A 17,002-nucleotide genomic window follows, 5' to 3' on the forward strand; every position below is an offset into this window, starting at 1 on the left:
TAGTTGCCGAGTGTGTATAACTCGTAATTATGTAAGATTTTATGGCATTAATCTTCCGGCTCAGTAGTCGCTACTAATCCGGCAATATTCGCTCCCATGCTAATTGCTCGGCGATTTGAAACAGTAATTTGGAGGTACCTACAACAACTGGATTATCAACAAGTGATAACATATGAATGTCACTGATATGATCACCGTATGCATAACTCCCAGATAAATCAAGTCGATGTAATTCAGAATAATTAATAATACCTCTTTGTTTGCCTTTACCGATAACTGGATCACCAGTAATATTTCCTGTATAGCAACCGTTTTCCACCTCAAGTTTACTACAAATGATATCGGGAATCTCAAAGAAGTCAGCGATAGTTCTAACACAATCCTCAAATGAGCCAGTAACGATTACAATATTAGCACCATTACTTTGATGCTTGATCATTTCAGAGTGTACCTTTTTATTAATTATGTGCTTTCTGTTTTTATAAAACCATTCCACACTAACTTGTTGCATTTGGCATACATTAAAAGAAGAAAACTGTTGGTAAAAATATCTATTCATTTGTGCTCGACTGGATTTCGTTTGTAGCTCATAGTATTTCAAACGTTCAAAAAATTTTTTGTAAGCTTGTTCGCCAGCTAGAAAATCAGGTGAAGTTTCAATATAGTAATATTTTAGAACCTCGCATAAGCTTTTGCAGTTTAATATGGTGTCATCTAAGTCAAAAAATACGCTATAACTCATTCTAAATCCCATTATAATTCATATGCAAATGGTTTATAAACAGTAGTATTACTCAAGTTTAAAGCAATTGATCCCCAAGATAATCCAACCCCAAAGCCAGAAAGTATTGAATCACCTAAGTTTTTATTTGAATTCGAATAATAGTGACATATTGTTAATGGAATTGATGCTGGGCCTGTATTGCCATAATTTTTAACAGCTATAGGTACTTGCGGCTCGCTTAATTTCATTTTTTTTTGCAGATATTTAAGCATGAATTCATTTGGTTGATGCAGAAAATAATTATTTATTTTTTCCTTTTTCCAAGATTTCATATTAAGAACGGAATCAATTGAAGAAGGTACAACACGCAGTGCAAACTCCATCACTGCCACTCCATCCATATTAATATTTCCATCAGTATAATCAGAATTTTTAGGTATAATTAATTTATCAAATCCACTGCCATCAGTATGAATATCAAATGCCCAGCTATCATTACCTTCTTCTATAATTGTTGCAGTTCCGGCATCCCCTAAAAGCATCCTTACTTTATGATCATCAGGATCAATATAACGGGAAATTGTATCGCCAGCACAAAGCAATACTTTCCTACAGCTGGTTGATGATATTAAAAGTGCGGCTTGATACAAGCCATATATGTAGCCTGAGCATCCATAATTTATATCAAACGCTACAATATCATTTTTAAGATTAAGTTTGTTTTGTATGATGCATGCTGTTGATGGCATAACATAATCAGGAGTTTGTGATACAAAAACAACTGCGTCGATATTGTCTGATTTGATGGATGATGAAAATATTTTTTTTGCCGCTTGAATACAGAGTTCTGATGTATTCGTTTCTCGTTTAACAATGCCTATTGATTCTATTCCTGTACTAGCAGATATTCTATCAACATTATTTTGACCAAACTTATCGTATAAGTCTTCTATCTTAAGTAGATCTTGGGGAATGACTGCAGCAATGGCTGATATTTTTAATCCTTCTAAAACAACATTCATGATTTATGTCCTAGCTTCTTTTGTATAAGGTTGAATATATCAACCAATTTTTTGCATCCCATAATTTCTACTCCTGTGACAGCTACTTGATAATGTATACTGATAGCACCAACGGTAGAAACAACGCATAAAGAATCCCAGTTACCATCTGCATCAAGGTCATACCCATCATGTAAATCGCAAGTATTTAACATCAGTAATTTAGATAGATCATTTAATAATAATAACTTATTCATTTTACCCCCTTAAAAATAGCTTTTCTTTGTTTCTTATATCTAGCGCCATATTCAATTGATTTCACAAAACAGTATTTGTGTGGTAATTGGTACCTCGCTAGTTTTTTAAGGCATAATCCTTTGGCAGTTTTTTTAAATATAACTTCATCAACATTTTCTTTAAGCTTTATATTCGCAACAACTATGTTACCAAGGATAGGGTTCTCTTCAGCGATCACAACAACATCATCAACGTCAGAAAGTTCAAGCAGAACATCTTCGACTTCTGAAGGATAAACCTTCTCGCCACCCACATTTATAATATCTGATTCTCGGCCCAGTATTCGCATACCATCTTCATCAGTGCTGACCATATCCCCTGTCATAAACCAACCATCTGATGTGAACGGGCTTGGCATATTAATATAACCAAGCATTGATGATTTTGACTTGATCTCAAGTTTCGAGTCCCTGACTCGGTATTGAACGTTATCGTCAACAATTTTAATTAAAGTAGAGCTATTATTAATAGACCGCGTCTTTATTACTCCAAGTTCAGATAATCCATATGCTTGATTAAGCTTAGTATTAGGTAATTTAGTAATTAACTTTTTAAGCAGAGACTCCGCCATTACTTCACTACCATAATTAATCTGGCTTAAATTATTAAATTTATATTTATCAAAAATTCCATTTAAATGCATAAGAGTTAAAAATGACGGCGAGGTAATCAATACATTCACATCAAATTCATCTATGTGTTCAGCAACACACATAGGCGTTCTTTCTTTAGGAATAATCAAACAATTACCACTGGCAAAAGCATTTAAAATAGTATTAATCCCACCTATATGGTCAAAGAGTAGAAAGGAGATTACGCGTACTGGTCTTAAAGCGGGCTTAATGTTTTCCAGTAAAGGAATAAAGTCATGAACAATCGCTTTACTTTTTCCAGTTGTCCCTGAGGACATAATAATCAATCCCGGATTATTCCTTTTTCTAATTGTGTTAATCAGAGAATTGGTTGAGCGCAGGTTGGTTTTTATTATATTAGGAACATCATTTTCATCTATTTTTATTTCATAATCAGGTTGGATATCATTTTTATACTCATCGTATTTTGAAATTTTTATTTTAGTCAGTGGTACAATAATTACATTAATTGTTATTAGTGCTAAAAATATTACTATGGATTTTGGTGAATAATCTGCTTCTAAAAAAATTACATCTCCTTTAGTTATACCTTTAGCATACAGATATTGTTGTTGTTTCTTTACCTCACCTAAAAGCCATGAATAATTATAACAATTTTTATTGTGTATCAGTGCTGGCATGCTTTTGGCTTTTAACATATTGTCAATTAGTTCTTTAATATTCATTCTATACACCACCAAGATAAATATTTTGCCCAGTTATAAAATCGCTAGATTTTTTCAAGAAAAAATCTGTTACGTTTGAAACATCTTCAACGGTACCTTTACGTATAATCGCTTGTCTGGAAATCAGTTTATCCATTTTATCTTTTGCAACTGAGCGAATAAGATCTGTATCGATGGGCGTTGGACCAATAGCATTCACGGTTATGTTCAATTCTGCAAACTCTCTAGCCATAACCTCAGTAAGTGAATAAATTGCTGCTTTTGATGCAGCGTAAATAGCTTCACCCTCTAACTTCAATGGTGTTGCTACAGTAGTAAAGTTCACAATCCGTCCATACTTTTTTCTTGACATTAACTTGGCTGCCTCTCTGCAAAATAAGAATGTCCCAATAACGTTCGTATTTAATATGTCGTAAACTGTTTTTAACGGTGTTAACATCACATGATTCATCGATGCAATTCCTGCGTTGTTTATCAGATTATCTAGCCTGCTAAATTTATTTCTTATAAATTTAAATAGTGCTTTTACTTCATTTTCGTTTGTCACATCTGCTATAAAATGATGATAGTTTTCAAGTTCCCAGTCCACAGGAGAACGACTACAACCAATAACAATGTGACCATTTTTAATATAATGCTCTGCTAAATGTTTCCCGATCCCTTTACGAGATCCTGTGACTAATGTTATCGGTTTAGTCATTAGTGTTCTCCTGCACTAGCCTTAAAGTAAAATCAGTAAGCTTACCAATAGACAGGAAAGGACTGTTGCGCATAGACATTGCTTTTTCACTGGCGAGAATTATGGATACGCCAAATTTATCTTCAATTTTTTGCTCTACGCTTGCAATTAATGTTACTAATGAAATGGAATCCATCGATGAACTTTGACCATAGAGTTGGCACTCATCTGCATCTTTAGCTGGCAGTTTGTCCTCTAAATATTGATTAAGGTCCTCAACTGCATCTATTATAATTTTTTGTATTTTACTACGCACGGTTTTCTCCATTAAATTGAATGTATAATACTTTTAAATAATTATTAATTGAATCAGGATCAGCAACTGAGCCTTGCCAGCCTATATAGCCATCCGGTCTAATGAATACAGCATCATTCCATTTAACAATAAGACTGTAGTCTTTGAATTTTGGATATTCTGATTGCTCCAAGAAATAAATATTTAAAGGGTATTGATTAAGGCGCTGCATTAACGTATTTTTTTTATCACCAAAAACAAGCAGAACTCCAGTTACACCATCTGCTAAATCATAACTTGATGTTTTTATTCCATTATTATTAAATTCAATATATGGAACATGGCTGCCAATAAGGTGATTGCTTCCAATATTTATAAGATTATTATCATACTGTTGTGAAAGCCCTGAAAAATCCATTGGCAATAAGCTCCTCATCCTGTTACGGTTGCTCATTATTGGAAGCCAATTTTTTCCGTGTGTCTTTTCGCCACCTGTTCCTGTTATTAAACAGGTGGTAATATCGGTACTAACCAAAAGTTCATTGGCAATCTTATTACGTTCAGTATGATATGTGCCGAGAATAGTTCTGTTTAACTTCTTATTTATGACTCCGGCTAATTTCCAACCTAAGTTGAACGCATCTTGAAAACCTGTATTCATTCCCATCCCACCTATAGGACTAAATAAATGACATGAGTCGCCGGCTAAAAATAATCTGTTGTTCTGGAAACTATTTGTAATGCGGTTATAAAAGGGAGCGCTTGACCTCCAGTCTATTTGTTTAATAATAATATCCCCTGGCCCATAGGTATCCAATAATTCCTGGTACTCTTTTTGGGATCTGATATGAAGTTTTTCTTTGCTATAATTTCTATCTTCTTTTATAACAATTCTATGGCAACCATTTTCAAGTGGAATAATGATTATAAATCCATTTTTTTTAACAAAATAATGAACTTCATTTATAAAGCCATCCCATTGTATTTTTGCATCAATTAGTAAAAATTCTATTCCGTAATTATGACCTTCAAATGTTTGGCCAGCTAACTTTCGTACTGTGCTTGAGCCACCGTCACAACCAACAACATAAGCAAATTCACTTTTAGTGCCATTAGATAATTCAACAGATACTGATGACTTATTATTTATAGCATTTACAAGCTCTGTTTCTCTTAAAACAGAACCACCTAATTCTTCCAGATATTTGCATAACAAAAATTCAGTATCTGGTTGTGGTAAACTTAAAATGCACTTATAAATTGATGGCAAATGCCGATAATCAATATGCATCAGCCTTTTATTATTCCAGTAAACTGTAATATCTTTAACGATTTTTCCTTTTGCTAAAAATTCTTTATCTATTCCTATAGAACGCAGTATCTTTAATGACGCAGCGTTAAGTGTTAAAGCTTTTGATTGGGTTGAGCATTGTTTGTTTTTGTCAATCAACGTCACATTAATTCCAGCTTTCATTAAGTTACAAGCTAATAATAGTCCGACAGGCCCTGCTCCAGCGATAAGTACTTGTTGGTTAGCATTCATTAGTTAATTCCTTTTGATTACAATGTATTGGATCACTATCTGCTGGTGATTGAAATCTAATAATAAAGAGTGCCCAACTAATTAATAATAAAACACCTCCTCCAACTACTGTTGAAGTGATACCGAAACTATCTACTAGTCCTCCCAAACTCATTACAAAGACAGTTGACATTGCTTGTATGGAGCTAATTGTACCCATAATTTTTCCTTGTTCGTTTTCATCAACCAGATTAGAGATACTGCTGATCAGGCCTGGTAGTGCAAATGCCATTGAGCCTACAAATAAGGAAATTGTAACGTGAAGCATTATTATGTTTTGAGCAAAATAAATGCTAATAACAGACAGGCCTGAAATAATTAATGAGTATTTAACCATGACCTCAGGCTTCAACCATTTGCTGGCTGGACGAACTATTAAAAACTGGAAAAAGGCATATGTTGCACCCATTGATGCCAAAAACTTGCCTATTTGACCCGGTGTAAAGTTGAAAACTTTCAATAGATAAGCTGGAAGAAATGCTTCAAATAACCACCAGCCAGCGACAAATACAGTCCACATTATAAAAGGAACACGCATTCTTTTATTAGTAAACGCTTCTACAATTTGTTTAACACCAGATAATATATATACTTTATCGTTGCTTTTAACATTTAGAGTTTCCTGAAAACCAAAAAATGTATATATTGACAGTAGACCCAGAATTAAAGACATCAATATAAATGGTGTCATGAATCCAGAAAAGCCAACTATAGATATTTCAGTCAACCAGCCACCTAATGGTGGACCGATAACCCAAGCAAGACCCAAAGATACCTGTATTAAAGTTATATTTTTTGTTTTTGTTTCTTTCGTACTAATATCAGACATACTTGCTTGTACGATTGCTATATTTCCAGCAAAAACCCCGGCAGTTATTCTGCTCAAAAACAACAAAGTTGCCGAGCCAATATATATAGAGAACGCACTTGCGATAAAGGCTAACGTAGTTCCTAAAACTGTCGAAAAAAGTATATTTCTTCGTCCATAAATATCAGATAACTTACCAAGAATTGCTGCGCCAAAAAATTGTCCCAATGGGTATACTGATAAAAACAATCCAAGCAACCCTAGACGTTCATTATATGACCAGGAAGTGGACAAAAATGATGATGATTTGCTAAGCATTAAGTGTGGAAAGATTGTTACTACAATACCTAGTCCCATAAAATCAAATAAAGCTACAAAGACTAAAAACCATTTTGTTGCTAATTTGTTATTACCATTCATAATTAAACCTACCATTTTTTAAATTCAAATTTTATGCTACATAAAGAGCGTCGCTCGTATTTTTGGAACAACACTCTCTGTTTAGATAAATTGATTTTTCTGCCATGCTGTGCTCGATTGCAGAAAGAATTTTTTTATCTACAACGCTAAATGAAATTTCAATACAACACATCTCTATATTGTTTTGATAAACTTTTAGCTTAGCATCAGCTTTAAAATCACCATTTAAACCATTTTTTATATTTAGTATTTCTAAACATAATTTCACTTCAACAGGAAAAACATATTGTTTAAAATTTGATTCAATTCTATTTAAAACAAAACCTTTTAAACTGGAAATATGTGATGGAATTAGAAATTTTTCAGCTACGGCATTAATCATCTGTCTCGCTGATTCAATTAAAACCATGCCTTGTATGTGCTGACCTGTAATGTGATCACTCATCTCAGCAGCGGCGTCATCTAAGTGCAAATAGCTGATATATTTGTCGTTATCCAATAATGGACTTGTGATCATTATATTTTTATCAAAGTGTTTATGTGTTTCTAATTTGCTTCCTCTGGATAAATTCATTAAGAATGAATTTATTAAAAATATATTTTTGGCTTCAGGTCTATTTAAAAGTTGTATAACTTTATTTATACATCTATCACTAAGTCCCTGACCTACTCTTACCTCATAAACAATACTTTTTGTTTCTGCAGAGACTACGTCAATGTAAAACTGTTTAAATTCGTCAAAAGTATATACATTGTCAAAGCATGCAAAGTTCTTCAGTCTATTCCCCACAATATATATAGGTTTTAAATCCTTCATTTTTTTTCCTTAGCTATAAGAAGAGATAGAAATAGTTAATTGTCTCAGTAGTATCTGGCAATTGACACTTAACTACCGGATCGCATAATAACGATATTATAATATCGTTTCAATAGTTTTTTAAAATAAAACGACCTTTATTTATCAATCCTTAGTAGACAATTTATGCAATAAACTATAAAATGCTAAAAATACAACGAAGGCTTACAAATTTTCATGTCCGAAAAGTTAAAGACGAATTTAGATTTACTAATGAAAGAAGCCCGTCTAAATGCTGAGGAGCTTTCAAGGAGAATCGGGCTGCCTGCAAGTACCATAAAAAAAATTCGCAATAATAATGACCCGAACCCAACGCTTTCTACACTTACACCTTTGGCTAAATATTTTTCCCTATCAATCAGCCAACTTGTGGGTGATGAACCCTTTCCAGAGTCTCGAATATCTGGGTCATATAAAATCAACCCAAATACTTTGCACCATATTTCTGTAATATCTTGGGAAGAAGCAATTACTTGGCCTCTCAATGACAGCAAAGTTCGTCCAACTATCACCACAGAGTTTGATTACAGCAAAGATGCTTATGCACTTATTGTTGATGAAGATGATTGGGAGAGTCTTTCAAAAGATACAGCTTTGCTTGTAGATCCGAAACTTGAAGTAGAACATCGTGATTTTATTATTATCCACAAAGATGGGCAAAAAATACCTACGCTCAAACAGGTGCTTTTTGATGAGGGCCAAATGTATTTAAAACCTGTGACACAAAAATATAATATCGCAATATTTACTTCTGAACATAAAATCCTAGGGGTAGTTGTCGAATATAAAAAACTGTTAAGAAAACGACCTCTTGAGCTAATTGATGGAAATACTTATGAGTAATAAACCCATTTCTTCCAATAAAGTTAATCTTCGTGAAAATTTTTTGATGTCAATAATTAATAAATTAATGCATGAATACAAAGCATTGCTGAATCATTTTCATATGAAACCTTTTAAAATTGTTGATATTTTAACCTTATCTCCAATTCCTGGTGAAACAGTCTTTAACATACAAATTTCTCATAAAAATGTTTTATTACAGTTATCAGCAGCTGACATACTCCAAAAAAATTATGATCTTAATGATTTCAGTAAGTTCCATGCAGAGATGATACGAAGAGCTGGCGAAGGAAAGTTGTTTGAATTTTTAAAATTATCTGAGGTTGAACCTTTATATAAAATTTCAGGAAAGCGTTACGATAAAAAGCTACAACAATATCTTTTTACGATAGAAGATCTAAAGATAGGCACTCAATTTATGAAAACCGCCGAAGAACTTGCTAATGATGAAAAATTACTTTCAAAGATCGATATCAAAGATATTTATGATATTAAGTTTACACAAGGTGCTGAATCGATTCTAAAGGAAAGGGCATTATTGTTATTAGCTAAACGAGAAAATAAAAGAAATAATATATGAGATTGAAATTTGCATGTAAATGTAATCCATTTCAATCTACAAACCAGTGCCTGAATTTAAAAAAATTAGAGAAGATATGAAAAAAATAAACCTTCCTGATGTCAAAGATAATTTTATGTGGGATATATGGATGTCGATATATCATCTATCTGCTCTAGCTGTTGCTGATGAGTTAGCCTTATTTGTAAACTTAAGCAATAAGAGCCGAAGTCTAACAGAATTAGCCCAGACACTACAGCTAAACAGTCGGTCGATAGAAATTATAGTTAAGCCATTAGTGTGTTTTGGCTTGCTTTATCAAAGTAATAATACATTTCACCTAACCCCAACCTCAAAAACTTATCTCCTTCCAGAAAGCCCATTTTACTGGGGGGCGATATTAGAAGCTCAACGCAATCGTGAAGAATATAAAAAAATTATTGGAGCAATACGCGCAGGATCAAACCAATTGCTGTTTGATGGAAAAGCAATCACGGATATGTGGAAAGAAGGTTCAATCACACCTGAAGCAGCGAGTAACTTTACAAAGAAAATGCACGCTACAATTTTTGCACCATCTATAGGAGCAATAAAATGTGGTTTGTTTAAATCCATAAAAAGACTCTTGGATGTTGGTGGTGGTTCAGGATGTTTTAGCATCGCATTTATTCAAGAGTATCCTGAATGTGCAGCCACAGTTTTTGAACTTCCTGCTGTTTGTAGTGAAACTAAAAAATATATAGCAGAAGTTGATTTATTAGATAAAATAGTCATTCATCCCGGAAATTTTTTCAATTTAGAACACTGGCCTATTGGCTTTGACGGGGTGCTATTAAGTCAAATCCTTCACGATTGGCCTATAGAGCACTGTAAGGAAATTCTCAAGAATGCTTATAATTCAATGCCAGTAGGGGCAAAAATTTATATACACGAAATGTTATTAAATGATGATAAAATATCGCCATTAACTACCGCATGCTTTGACTTATTAATGTTTGTAAATCACAAATCACAGCAATTCACAAAAAATGAATTATTTGATTTATTAAAAACCATTGGTTTCAAAGATCCGCAGATGGAAAAAACATTTGGATACTATTCTATCATTACAGCAATAAAATAAGAGATGAATTATAATATGATAAAATTTCGATATCCCAATATAACGGCTGGATATTTAGGCATCAAACATAGTCAACTAACTCTAAATTCAACTTTTTATGCTGAACTATTTGGGGGGAACTCTGATATTGACAGACAAATTATTCTTCCTCAAAGAGTACCGAAAAAAGAATTGTTTGATGAGCTATTGTTGCTCGAAGAAAATACTGCTGCTGAACTTTTAATCACCCATCGAAATATGCTGGTGGAAAGTATGCATAATGCTTTTAATTTACTTAATGAGAATAAATCCAAGCAAAGATTTTTTTTGAACTGGCTCAATATCTTATTAAGATATGGTTTATTCAGTGAGATATATGCATTAGATACAAATCACATACAGTCACTTATGAATCCAAGCGATTTTATTGAGTTTGAATTAATAAGGTTAAATGCTTACTTTAGAATCGCTGAGTCTGATGAAACTTTAAATGGATATTTAAATAATCTCGCAAATGCAGTTTTATCTGGCACGAATTTAAGCAAAAGAGTTCAGGTATTAGTACTAAATTATGTGATCGTTGCAGCATATCGATTTCGCTTTAAATTGTCTTATGAGGAATGTCTAAAAATATGTTGTGAAAAACTGATTGATTTATTAAAGAATGATCTGGAAAATGATTTTGGGACGTTAATTCGTAAATCAGTAGCTTATCGCGGTTTAGCAATGGTAGAAGAATTCGATACTAATTTAAGGAGCCAATTTTTAGATCAGGCGGAATTTGTTGCCAGAAATATAAATGTAAGTAATAGTTGCGATGAATTGATAGCAAAAGAAAACTTATATACTTGCTTGCAATCGCAGTTTAAATGGAATAGGCAATTTAACCATTTCGAAGCGGCAAAATCCAATTTAACAGAAATAATAAAGTTAGATCCTTATGACTCCACTGGTTATGGAGAACTAGGCTTTTTCTTTTTAGAGCAAAATTGTATCAACGAAGCCTCCGTTAATTTTGCACGAGCAGCTGAATTAGGGCCACCAGCAGTTGGCATGCACACCTACTACTATGCGAAGTCTTTGCAATTATTAGGAAATAATGAGGCGGCTGTTAGTTCATTATATGAAGTTACAAAAATTGATAAGGATGCAGTTAGCCCTTGGCTAGATTTAATAGAGTATTATTTAGAAATTAAAGCTATCGATAAAGCAAAAGAGATTATTACAAGTATTTTGAAAAATCCAACGTATCGAAGTCAACTCGAAGCCGATGAGATAAGTCAATTTGAAGCACAACTTGATAAGTTATAATTGTCAAATATTGGAAGTCACTTCGGACTGTAATTGATTATCCTTGTTTTTTGCCAGTAATATATATCCGAGATACAGAGCTAATTGAATTATTAAAATCGATAGAATTGCCACATCAAGCCTGAAATTGATCAACACATAAGAAAGCACTATGGGTGAAATAGTGCAAATTAAATCTTTCATCACGGATGAAAATGCGGCATGGGCTTCTATCAGCCTGGTATCACTGCCTGCTGTTATTACATAATCATCCCTAAATATATAAAATGAAAGCATTATTGTCATGCTGATTAGCAAGACAACGGTAACAATCATAAAAGGTTGTCTGAAATATAAAATTAAAAAGAGAAATACGCTATTTAACATTAATGTGGCTTTAATTATTTCACTTTTTCTAGACCATCTTGCTACGATATAAATGATACTACCGAGAATCATTGTTATCGCTTCCAGAGACCATAGCGATTGTCGCAATAAAGGTGGGAATTCCTTTGTTAATGAGATTTGATCAGAAGATGCCAGCAATGGAATTAATGCAATCAACGATAATGATGCTATTGTTTGGCAAATAAAAATCCAAGTATCTTTAGATTTTAATATAAGATGGTTTATTTTTATAAGAGAATCGCAAATTTTTTCATTTGAAAATCGCTTTAGGTCTAGGCCAAAAAAGAGACTCAACCCTATCAAATAGATTGTTAAATTGATTAAAATGAGTCTATTCATCCCCATTTTAAGTAAAAGGACAGGTGCTAATAAACATGCCAGAAGTCGAGAAAAACCAAAGATTAGTTCTCTACTTCCAGAATATTTTCGAAATATATCTCCACTTTCAGATGATATTCTCAAAGTGATAGTTAAGAGAATGACGGTTAATGTTGTAGGTAAACCAATTAATATCACGCCCAGTAAAAGAATTATAAAATTATGATAGTAAAATCCAAGATAAATACTAAATATTGCAATACCTCCCAATATAAACGATAAAATAAATGAATTATGTATATTTATTTTTTGTATTAAATAATTGGCTTTGTATCCCAAGATGCAAGATGAGAGTGTTCTCAAACTAAGTGCAATTCCTAAATAACTGATACTATGAAAAATGGTCCCTATGTTTAAAAATGTTGCAAGACCGATTATTGATAATCCAAGAGATGTAATCAGATAAAAACCAAGTATTTTTTTTTGAAATGACATCGACCTTGTACCACGTATGTAAACTATGCAATGGTCTGCAAAATGGTTAAGTATTAATTGGAAATGTAAGTTGAACCTGCTGGGTTAAATTTAGATCTATATCTTTTGGGATTATTATTATGCATAGCTTTACTCCATATTTTGTAAGATAAAAAAACCGAGCCAACTGGGCGTGTAATTTGTCACAATCATTCTATGCTTGTCAAATATTATTTATATAAACAAGTGTTTTTATGAGGTGGTACCTCAAAATCAATAACACATAAAATATATCTAAAAATGATTGGCGATCAATATATAGTCAATATCATCGAATATTGCTTGTGCGGTGGATTTTCGGGTATGGCAAAACAGGTTTTTGATATATTATTCGACAGATGGAAGCCTGCTGCCCGTTTTTAACTCCAGCTTAAAAGGATTGAAATTAGTTTTGTAATCATAAATATCAATGTTTTCTAATTTTTTTAGGTAATAAACAAAAATAGATGAAGGAATGGCAAATAATGCTGTCAAAATTAATTTAATAGTAAACGAAATGAAAATTAATTGGGCTATTTGATGGAGTGGTAACACACCAAATAAATCATAGGTAAGCGTGATTATTGTAAACGCTAATTGACCTATTGCACTTGAACCAATAGTTCTTAACCAAAAATACTTCCCATGAACCAATATTTTCCACTTTGTAATTAAGTAAGTATTAGCAAATGCTCCTATGATTACACCCGCAAGACTACCAATAAATACACGCACCAGTTTCCCTAAAACCTGATCATAAGCTGGTTGATACGGCCACGTTTCAGGTGAGGGAAATTGAATAAGCGTTACGCAAATCATTGTGAATAAAAAACCGCAGGCTATTCCGGACCATATTAATCTTCTAGCTATTTGATAACCATATACTTCGGCTATAATATCTGTCATCACAAACCAGAACGGTGTGACTAAAGAGCCTACTGTCAAAGTGAGTGAGCCCACATGCGCTAATTTATATATTAAAACATCTGCGGCGAGTATTAGGGTTATATAGATCATTGATAAAAATGTTAATGCTTTATATTGAGGCTTATGTAATGTATCTGATTTTTGCATTTTTATTCTCAATGAGTCTTTGTTGACTCTAAATCCTTAAGACGCTGGCTGTGGCAATTTAGTAGTTTTAGGGGGGGGCTGTTGTTAAAATTATTTTTTCCAGGCACTGGAAAATCCCCAATTATTTCTTGTGATACTAAAGCCATATTCAATAAAACATCATCTTGCCGCCTTTTACTATCAAGTGGAAAATCTGTAGGTAGTCCTTCTTTAAGAAAGGACTGATGATAAAACAGTTGTTTTCTAACAAGTTAAATCATGGGCAGTAATATAACCAAAATCACGAACGTTGGCAAATGTTTCACCAACTGGTGTTGGAGACGCGATTACTCAGTAGCGGCCAAAACAAGTTTGAACGTCAGCGTGTGTTAATCAAGACAGCTTAACCACTGATTGGCTATATATCTATACTTTTTCAGTAAAAAAAAACAACAAAAGCCCGCTCAACTCCTTGTTAGCTATTTTTTGATACCGCCGAACATTCGCAAAATAAGCGGAATTTGTTTCAAAACAATCTATCTGATACAACCATTTTATTATACTGATCAGTTTATCATAAACACTGAAAAATTCAGTAAGACTCATTGCAAGAGGGTTGGTAACCACAATTTTTTGTGGAAATTGACCAAGCACAGTATATTTTATACTTTCGTCATTGCTTCTTTTTGCCAGCAATTTTGAGAACTTCTCATATTCCGCTGTGAAATGGGCTGTAAGATCCGCCACGCACCGCTCCATTAATTGATATTTTGCCAAGGCGCCAACGTTCTGATTCCGGCAATGGCCAATAACCTTGTCGATTTTATGTAAAATCGCCTCAATAAATAGCCTGTCTCCTTTAATCCTCCGCTCAAACAGTTTTGCTACTTCGCGGGTTCTAAGGTTCAGTTCAACGCAAATTTTCATGATGTTTTCACTCCAAAGGGCTAAGTAGATTGATGTTTCGAATTACGCTTTTGATGTCCTTCGGTGCCAATCCATCATTTAGTGGCAGGGGGATTCTGACTTTGTAGAGCTCGCCGCCGTTGACCAAAACAAAGGCCTGGCCTTTGGGTAGAGAGATGATGTCGTTGACGTCGATCATCGGAACGGCGGTGGTTTGTACCCGGTCTTCGTTGGTGGTGTTGAAGTAAATGCCGTCTTCTCCGTGTGGGGTGTCGTTTACCATTGAAACCTGGGTGTTGCTGATTACGCCAACTTGCGGCAATACTTTTACCAGTAAATTGGCGGTTTCTTCGTTTTTGACCCGGAGCATAATCAGCGTATTGAGATTGCCCTCTGTCACTTCGGCCTTGGCGCGGGAGCCTAAAGCAACCTCCATGTCCTGTTTTGTCTGGGCATAGGCGGTTACTTGAAAGCCGGCGCCGCCGGCTTTGTTGAGAATTTTGACGAAGGAGTCTTGAATGATTTCGGACAGCTCATCGCAGTGCAAATTCAGACGGTAGTTAGCGTTGCTTTCCTTGTATATTTTTCCGGCGGTAGATACCAGATCTGATAGAAAGGCTTTACCCACGGCTTGCGCGATGTTTGGGTTGGTGAGGCTGTCCAGTCCGATGTAAATGACTTTTTTGGTTTTGATAGATTCCATTAGCTCGATTTCGCAAGCGCTTTGATGAAAAGAGAAAATGCTGGCGGCGTTGCTTTTGTTGATTTCGGATAGTACCGGACCTACGCTAGCCGTGATTTTGTCGTAGTAGCTTTTATCCATGATCGCAGCGTCGAAAAGATCGATCAGTATTTGATCATGCAAACTCTCAACGTTACCGGAAGTAATTGTCTTGCTGATATGGTCTTTCAGATATTTGACCACAGCCTTACTTCTGTCCATCGGCGGAGGAGAATTGCCAAATTTGTCCACTTTGCAATCGTTGTCAGCGAGGATTCGATTAATGTATTTTTGATAGTCAGGATGATGTGCCGGCATGATGGTATCTGCATAAGCCATCAGCAATTGATCCAAACGGCTTATAAAAAACGCGATCGATTTATAGGTAATGGGCTGCATCATTTCTTCGAGACAAATGGCGACAATATTGATGTACTTCCATGCGAAGGCAGCGAATTGCTTTCCTTCGCCTTCTGCAGCTATGGCATCGGTGATTCGTGTTGCAACCTCGCTGACCTGGTCGAAATTTTTTAATGGATTGTAATGTGCGGACAGCTCTGGAAATCCCAAGTGTACGACACGAAAATCTGAAAGTCGGCCTGCAGCATTACAAGCGGAGTACATGTCGCGAACCAGCTCCAGATCGCCTTTGGGATCTACCACAATGACAGCGTCGCCATTGCGAATATCCTGATTGATGAGAATACTTGCAAGGCGTGTTTTACCCACCCGGGTAGTGCCTACGACAAAGGTATGGCCAACACGAATACCTTGAGGGATGTAGACCGGAACATCTCGTTCACCCAGTCCGTGCAGATATGGGCTGCCGCCAACCGGTGGATCTGGTCTAAATGGGTTTAGTCGAAAAGGACTACACAAAAGCCTGGTCAGAGGGGCGCTTTCATTATTTTGGCAGTAGTCATGAACGGTACGATACAAGCGTCCTCGTTGCATGAACGTTTCGTTTTTAACTTCCTTGATTTGGTGTAAACGCTGGGTATGGTGTGGAAACCAGCGGAATCCGCGACCAATAAACAACCAGTTTTTGGAAACAGGGATTTGAACTGTAGACAAGGCATACCATGGCATGGTGATCAAACGACGATGAAATCGTTTGACTCGCAGTGCCTGCAATCCTCGATAGGTACCGAGTATTCCCAGGCTTAATCCAGCGTAATAACCCATATTCTGAGTAAGTAAAAACAAATGCGCTTTATTGATTGCCAGAGCTGCCAGTACCAAACAAGTCACACTGGTATACAGTTCAGTGGCTTCTCGCAGGAGATTTTCTACCGGGTAATGTTTCATA

General features: G+C 34.8%; 17 protein-coding genes. 4 read left to right on the plus strand and 13 right to left on the minus strand.

Annotated elements, in window-relative coordinates:
* Nucleotides 1-73: 73 nt before the first annotated feature.
* The 9 genes from ACQUTA_RS08470 to ACQUTA_RS08510 are packed head-to-tail and all read right to left on the minus strand — an operon-like array spanning nt 74 to nt 7,941.
* Nucleotides 74-742, minus strand: coding sequence for an HAD-IB family hydrolase (locus ACQUTA_RS08470; RefSeq protein ID WP_444987803.1), 669 nt, complete (start codon nt 740-742; stop codon nt 74-76).
* Between the two features lie 11 nt (nt 743-753).
* A complete protein-coding gene (locus ACQUTA_RS08475) occupies nt 754-1,746 on the minus strand; it encodes a ketoacyl-ACP synthase III (protein WP_444987804.1) in 993 nt (330 codons plus the stop codon).
* The gene (locus tag ACQUTA_RS08480) at nt 1,743-1,982 is read right to left on the minus strand and encodes a hypothetical protein (protein WP_444987805.1); all 240 of its coding nucleotides are present in this window, start codon (nt 1,980-1,982) and stop codon (nt 1,743-1,745) included. Before ACQUTA_RS08480 ends, ACQUTA_RS08475 begins: the two co-directional genes overlap by 4 nt.
* Complete coding sequence (locus tag ACQUTA_RS08485) at nt 1,979-3,340, minus strand: ANL family adenylate-forming protein (RefSeq protein WP_444987806.1); 1,362 nt, start codon at nt 3,338-3,340, stop codon at nt 1,979-1,981. Before ACQUTA_RS08485 ends, ACQUTA_RS08480 begins: the two co-directional genes overlap by 4 nt.
* Nucleotide 3,341: 1 nt before the next feature.
* Nucleotides 3,342-4,040 carry an SDR family NAD(P)-dependent oxidoreductase gene (locus tag ACQUTA_RS08490; protein ID WP_444987807.1) on the minus strand — a complete coding sequence of 233 codons (699 nt, stop codon included), beginning with the start codon at nt 4,038-4,040 and terminating at the stop codon, nt 3,342-3,344.
* Nucleotides 4,033-4,335, minus strand: a complete 303-nt coding sequence (locus tag ACQUTA_RS08495) for a hypothetical protein (RefSeq protein ID WP_444987808.1) — start codon at nt 4,333-4,335, stop codon at nt 4,033-4,035. The genes ACQUTA_RS08490 and ACQUTA_RS08495 overlap by 8 nt, the downstream gene beginning before the upstream one ends.
* Complete coding sequence (locus ACQUTA_RS08500) at nt 4,328-5,857, minus strand: FAD-dependent monooxygenase (protein ID WP_444987809.1); 1,530 nt, start codon at nt 5,855-5,857, stop codon at nt 4,328-4,330. The genes ACQUTA_RS08495 and ACQUTA_RS08500 overlap by 8 nt, the downstream gene beginning before the upstream one ends.
* Nucleotides 5,847-7,124 (minus strand): MFS transporter, encoded by a 1,278-nt coding sequence (locus tag ACQUTA_RS08505; RefSeq protein ID WP_444987810.1) that lies wholly within the window; start codon nt 7,122-7,124, stop codon nt 5,847-5,849. The genes ACQUTA_RS08500 and ACQUTA_RS08505 overlap by 11 nt, the downstream gene beginning before the upstream one ends.
* Before the next feature lie 31 nt (nt 7,125-7,155).
* Nucleotides 7,156-7,941: an AfsA-related hotdog domain-containing protein gene (locus ACQUTA_RS08510; RefSeq protein ID WP_444987811.1), complete on the minus strand. Its 786-nt coding sequence runs from the start codon at nt 7,939-7,941 to the stop codon at nt 7,156-7,158.
* 216 nt (nt 7,942-8,157) lie between these two features.
* Here ACQUTA_RS08510 and ACQUTA_RS08515 point away from each other — a divergent pair, with 216 nt between their 5' ends.
* From ACQUTA_RS08515 to ACQUTA_RS08530, 4 genes are all read left to right on the plus strand, one after another.
* Nucleotides 8,158-8,823 carry a helix-turn-helix domain-containing protein gene (locus tag ACQUTA_RS08515; protein ID WP_444987812.1) on the plus strand — a complete coding sequence of 222 codons (666 nt, stop codon included), beginning with the start codon at nt 8,158-8,160 and terminating at the stop codon, nt 8,821-8,823.
* Nucleotides 8,816-9,403 (plus strand): hypothetical protein, encoded by a 588-nt coding sequence (locus ACQUTA_RS08520; RefSeq protein ID WP_444987813.1) that lies wholly within the window; start codon nt 8,816-8,818, stop codon nt 9,401-9,403. Before ACQUTA_RS08515 ends, ACQUTA_RS08520 begins: the two co-directional genes overlap by 8 nt.
* A gap of 76 nt (nt 9,404-9,479) precedes the next feature.
* Complete coding sequence (locus ACQUTA_RS08525; RefSeq protein ID WP_444987814.1) at nt 9,480-10,505, plus strand: methyltransferase; 1,026 nt, start codon at nt 9,480-9,482, stop codon at nt 10,503-10,505.
* A gap of 15 nt (nt 10,506-10,520) precedes the next feature.
* A complete protein-coding gene (locus tag ACQUTA_RS08530; protein ID WP_444987815.1) occupies nt 10,521-11,795 on the plus strand; it encodes a tetratricopeptide repeat protein in 1,275 nt (424 codons plus the stop codon).
* A gap of 3 nt (nt 11,796-11,798) precedes the next feature.
* Here ACQUTA_RS08530 and ACQUTA_RS08535 read toward each other — a convergent pair whose 3' ends face one another.
* The 4 genes from ACQUTA_RS08535 to traD form a co-directional block, all read right to left on the minus strand.
* Nucleotides 11,799-12,995, minus strand: coding sequence for a hypothetical protein (locus tag ACQUTA_RS08535; RefSeq protein WP_444987816.1), 1,197 nt, complete (start codon nt 12,993-12,995; stop codon nt 11,799-11,801).
* 366 nt (nt 12,996-13,361) lie between these two features.
* Complete coding sequence (locus ACQUTA_RS08540) at nt 13,362-14,087, minus strand: queuosine precursor transporter (protein WP_444987817.1); 726 nt, start codon at nt 14,085-14,087, stop codon at nt 13,362-13,364.
* A 405-nt stretch (nt 14,088-14,492) separates the two neighbouring features.
* The gene (locus ACQUTA_RS08545; protein WP_444987818.1) at nt 14,493-14,993 is read right to left on the minus strand and encodes an AcaB family transcriptional regulator; all 501 of its coding nucleotides are present in this window, start codon (nt 14,991-14,993) and stop codon (nt 14,493-14,495) included.
* 7 nt (nt 14,994-15,000) lie between these two features.
* Nucleotides 15,001-17,001, minus strand: coding sequence for a type IV conjugative transfer system coupling protein TraD (gene traD, locus ACQUTA_RS08550; protein WP_444987819.1), 2,001 nt, complete (start codon nt 16,999-17,001; stop codon nt 15,001-15,003).
* Nucleotide 17,002: the final 1 nt, after the last annotated feature.

It is taken from the genome of Legionella navarrensis (genome assembly GCF_052527415.1).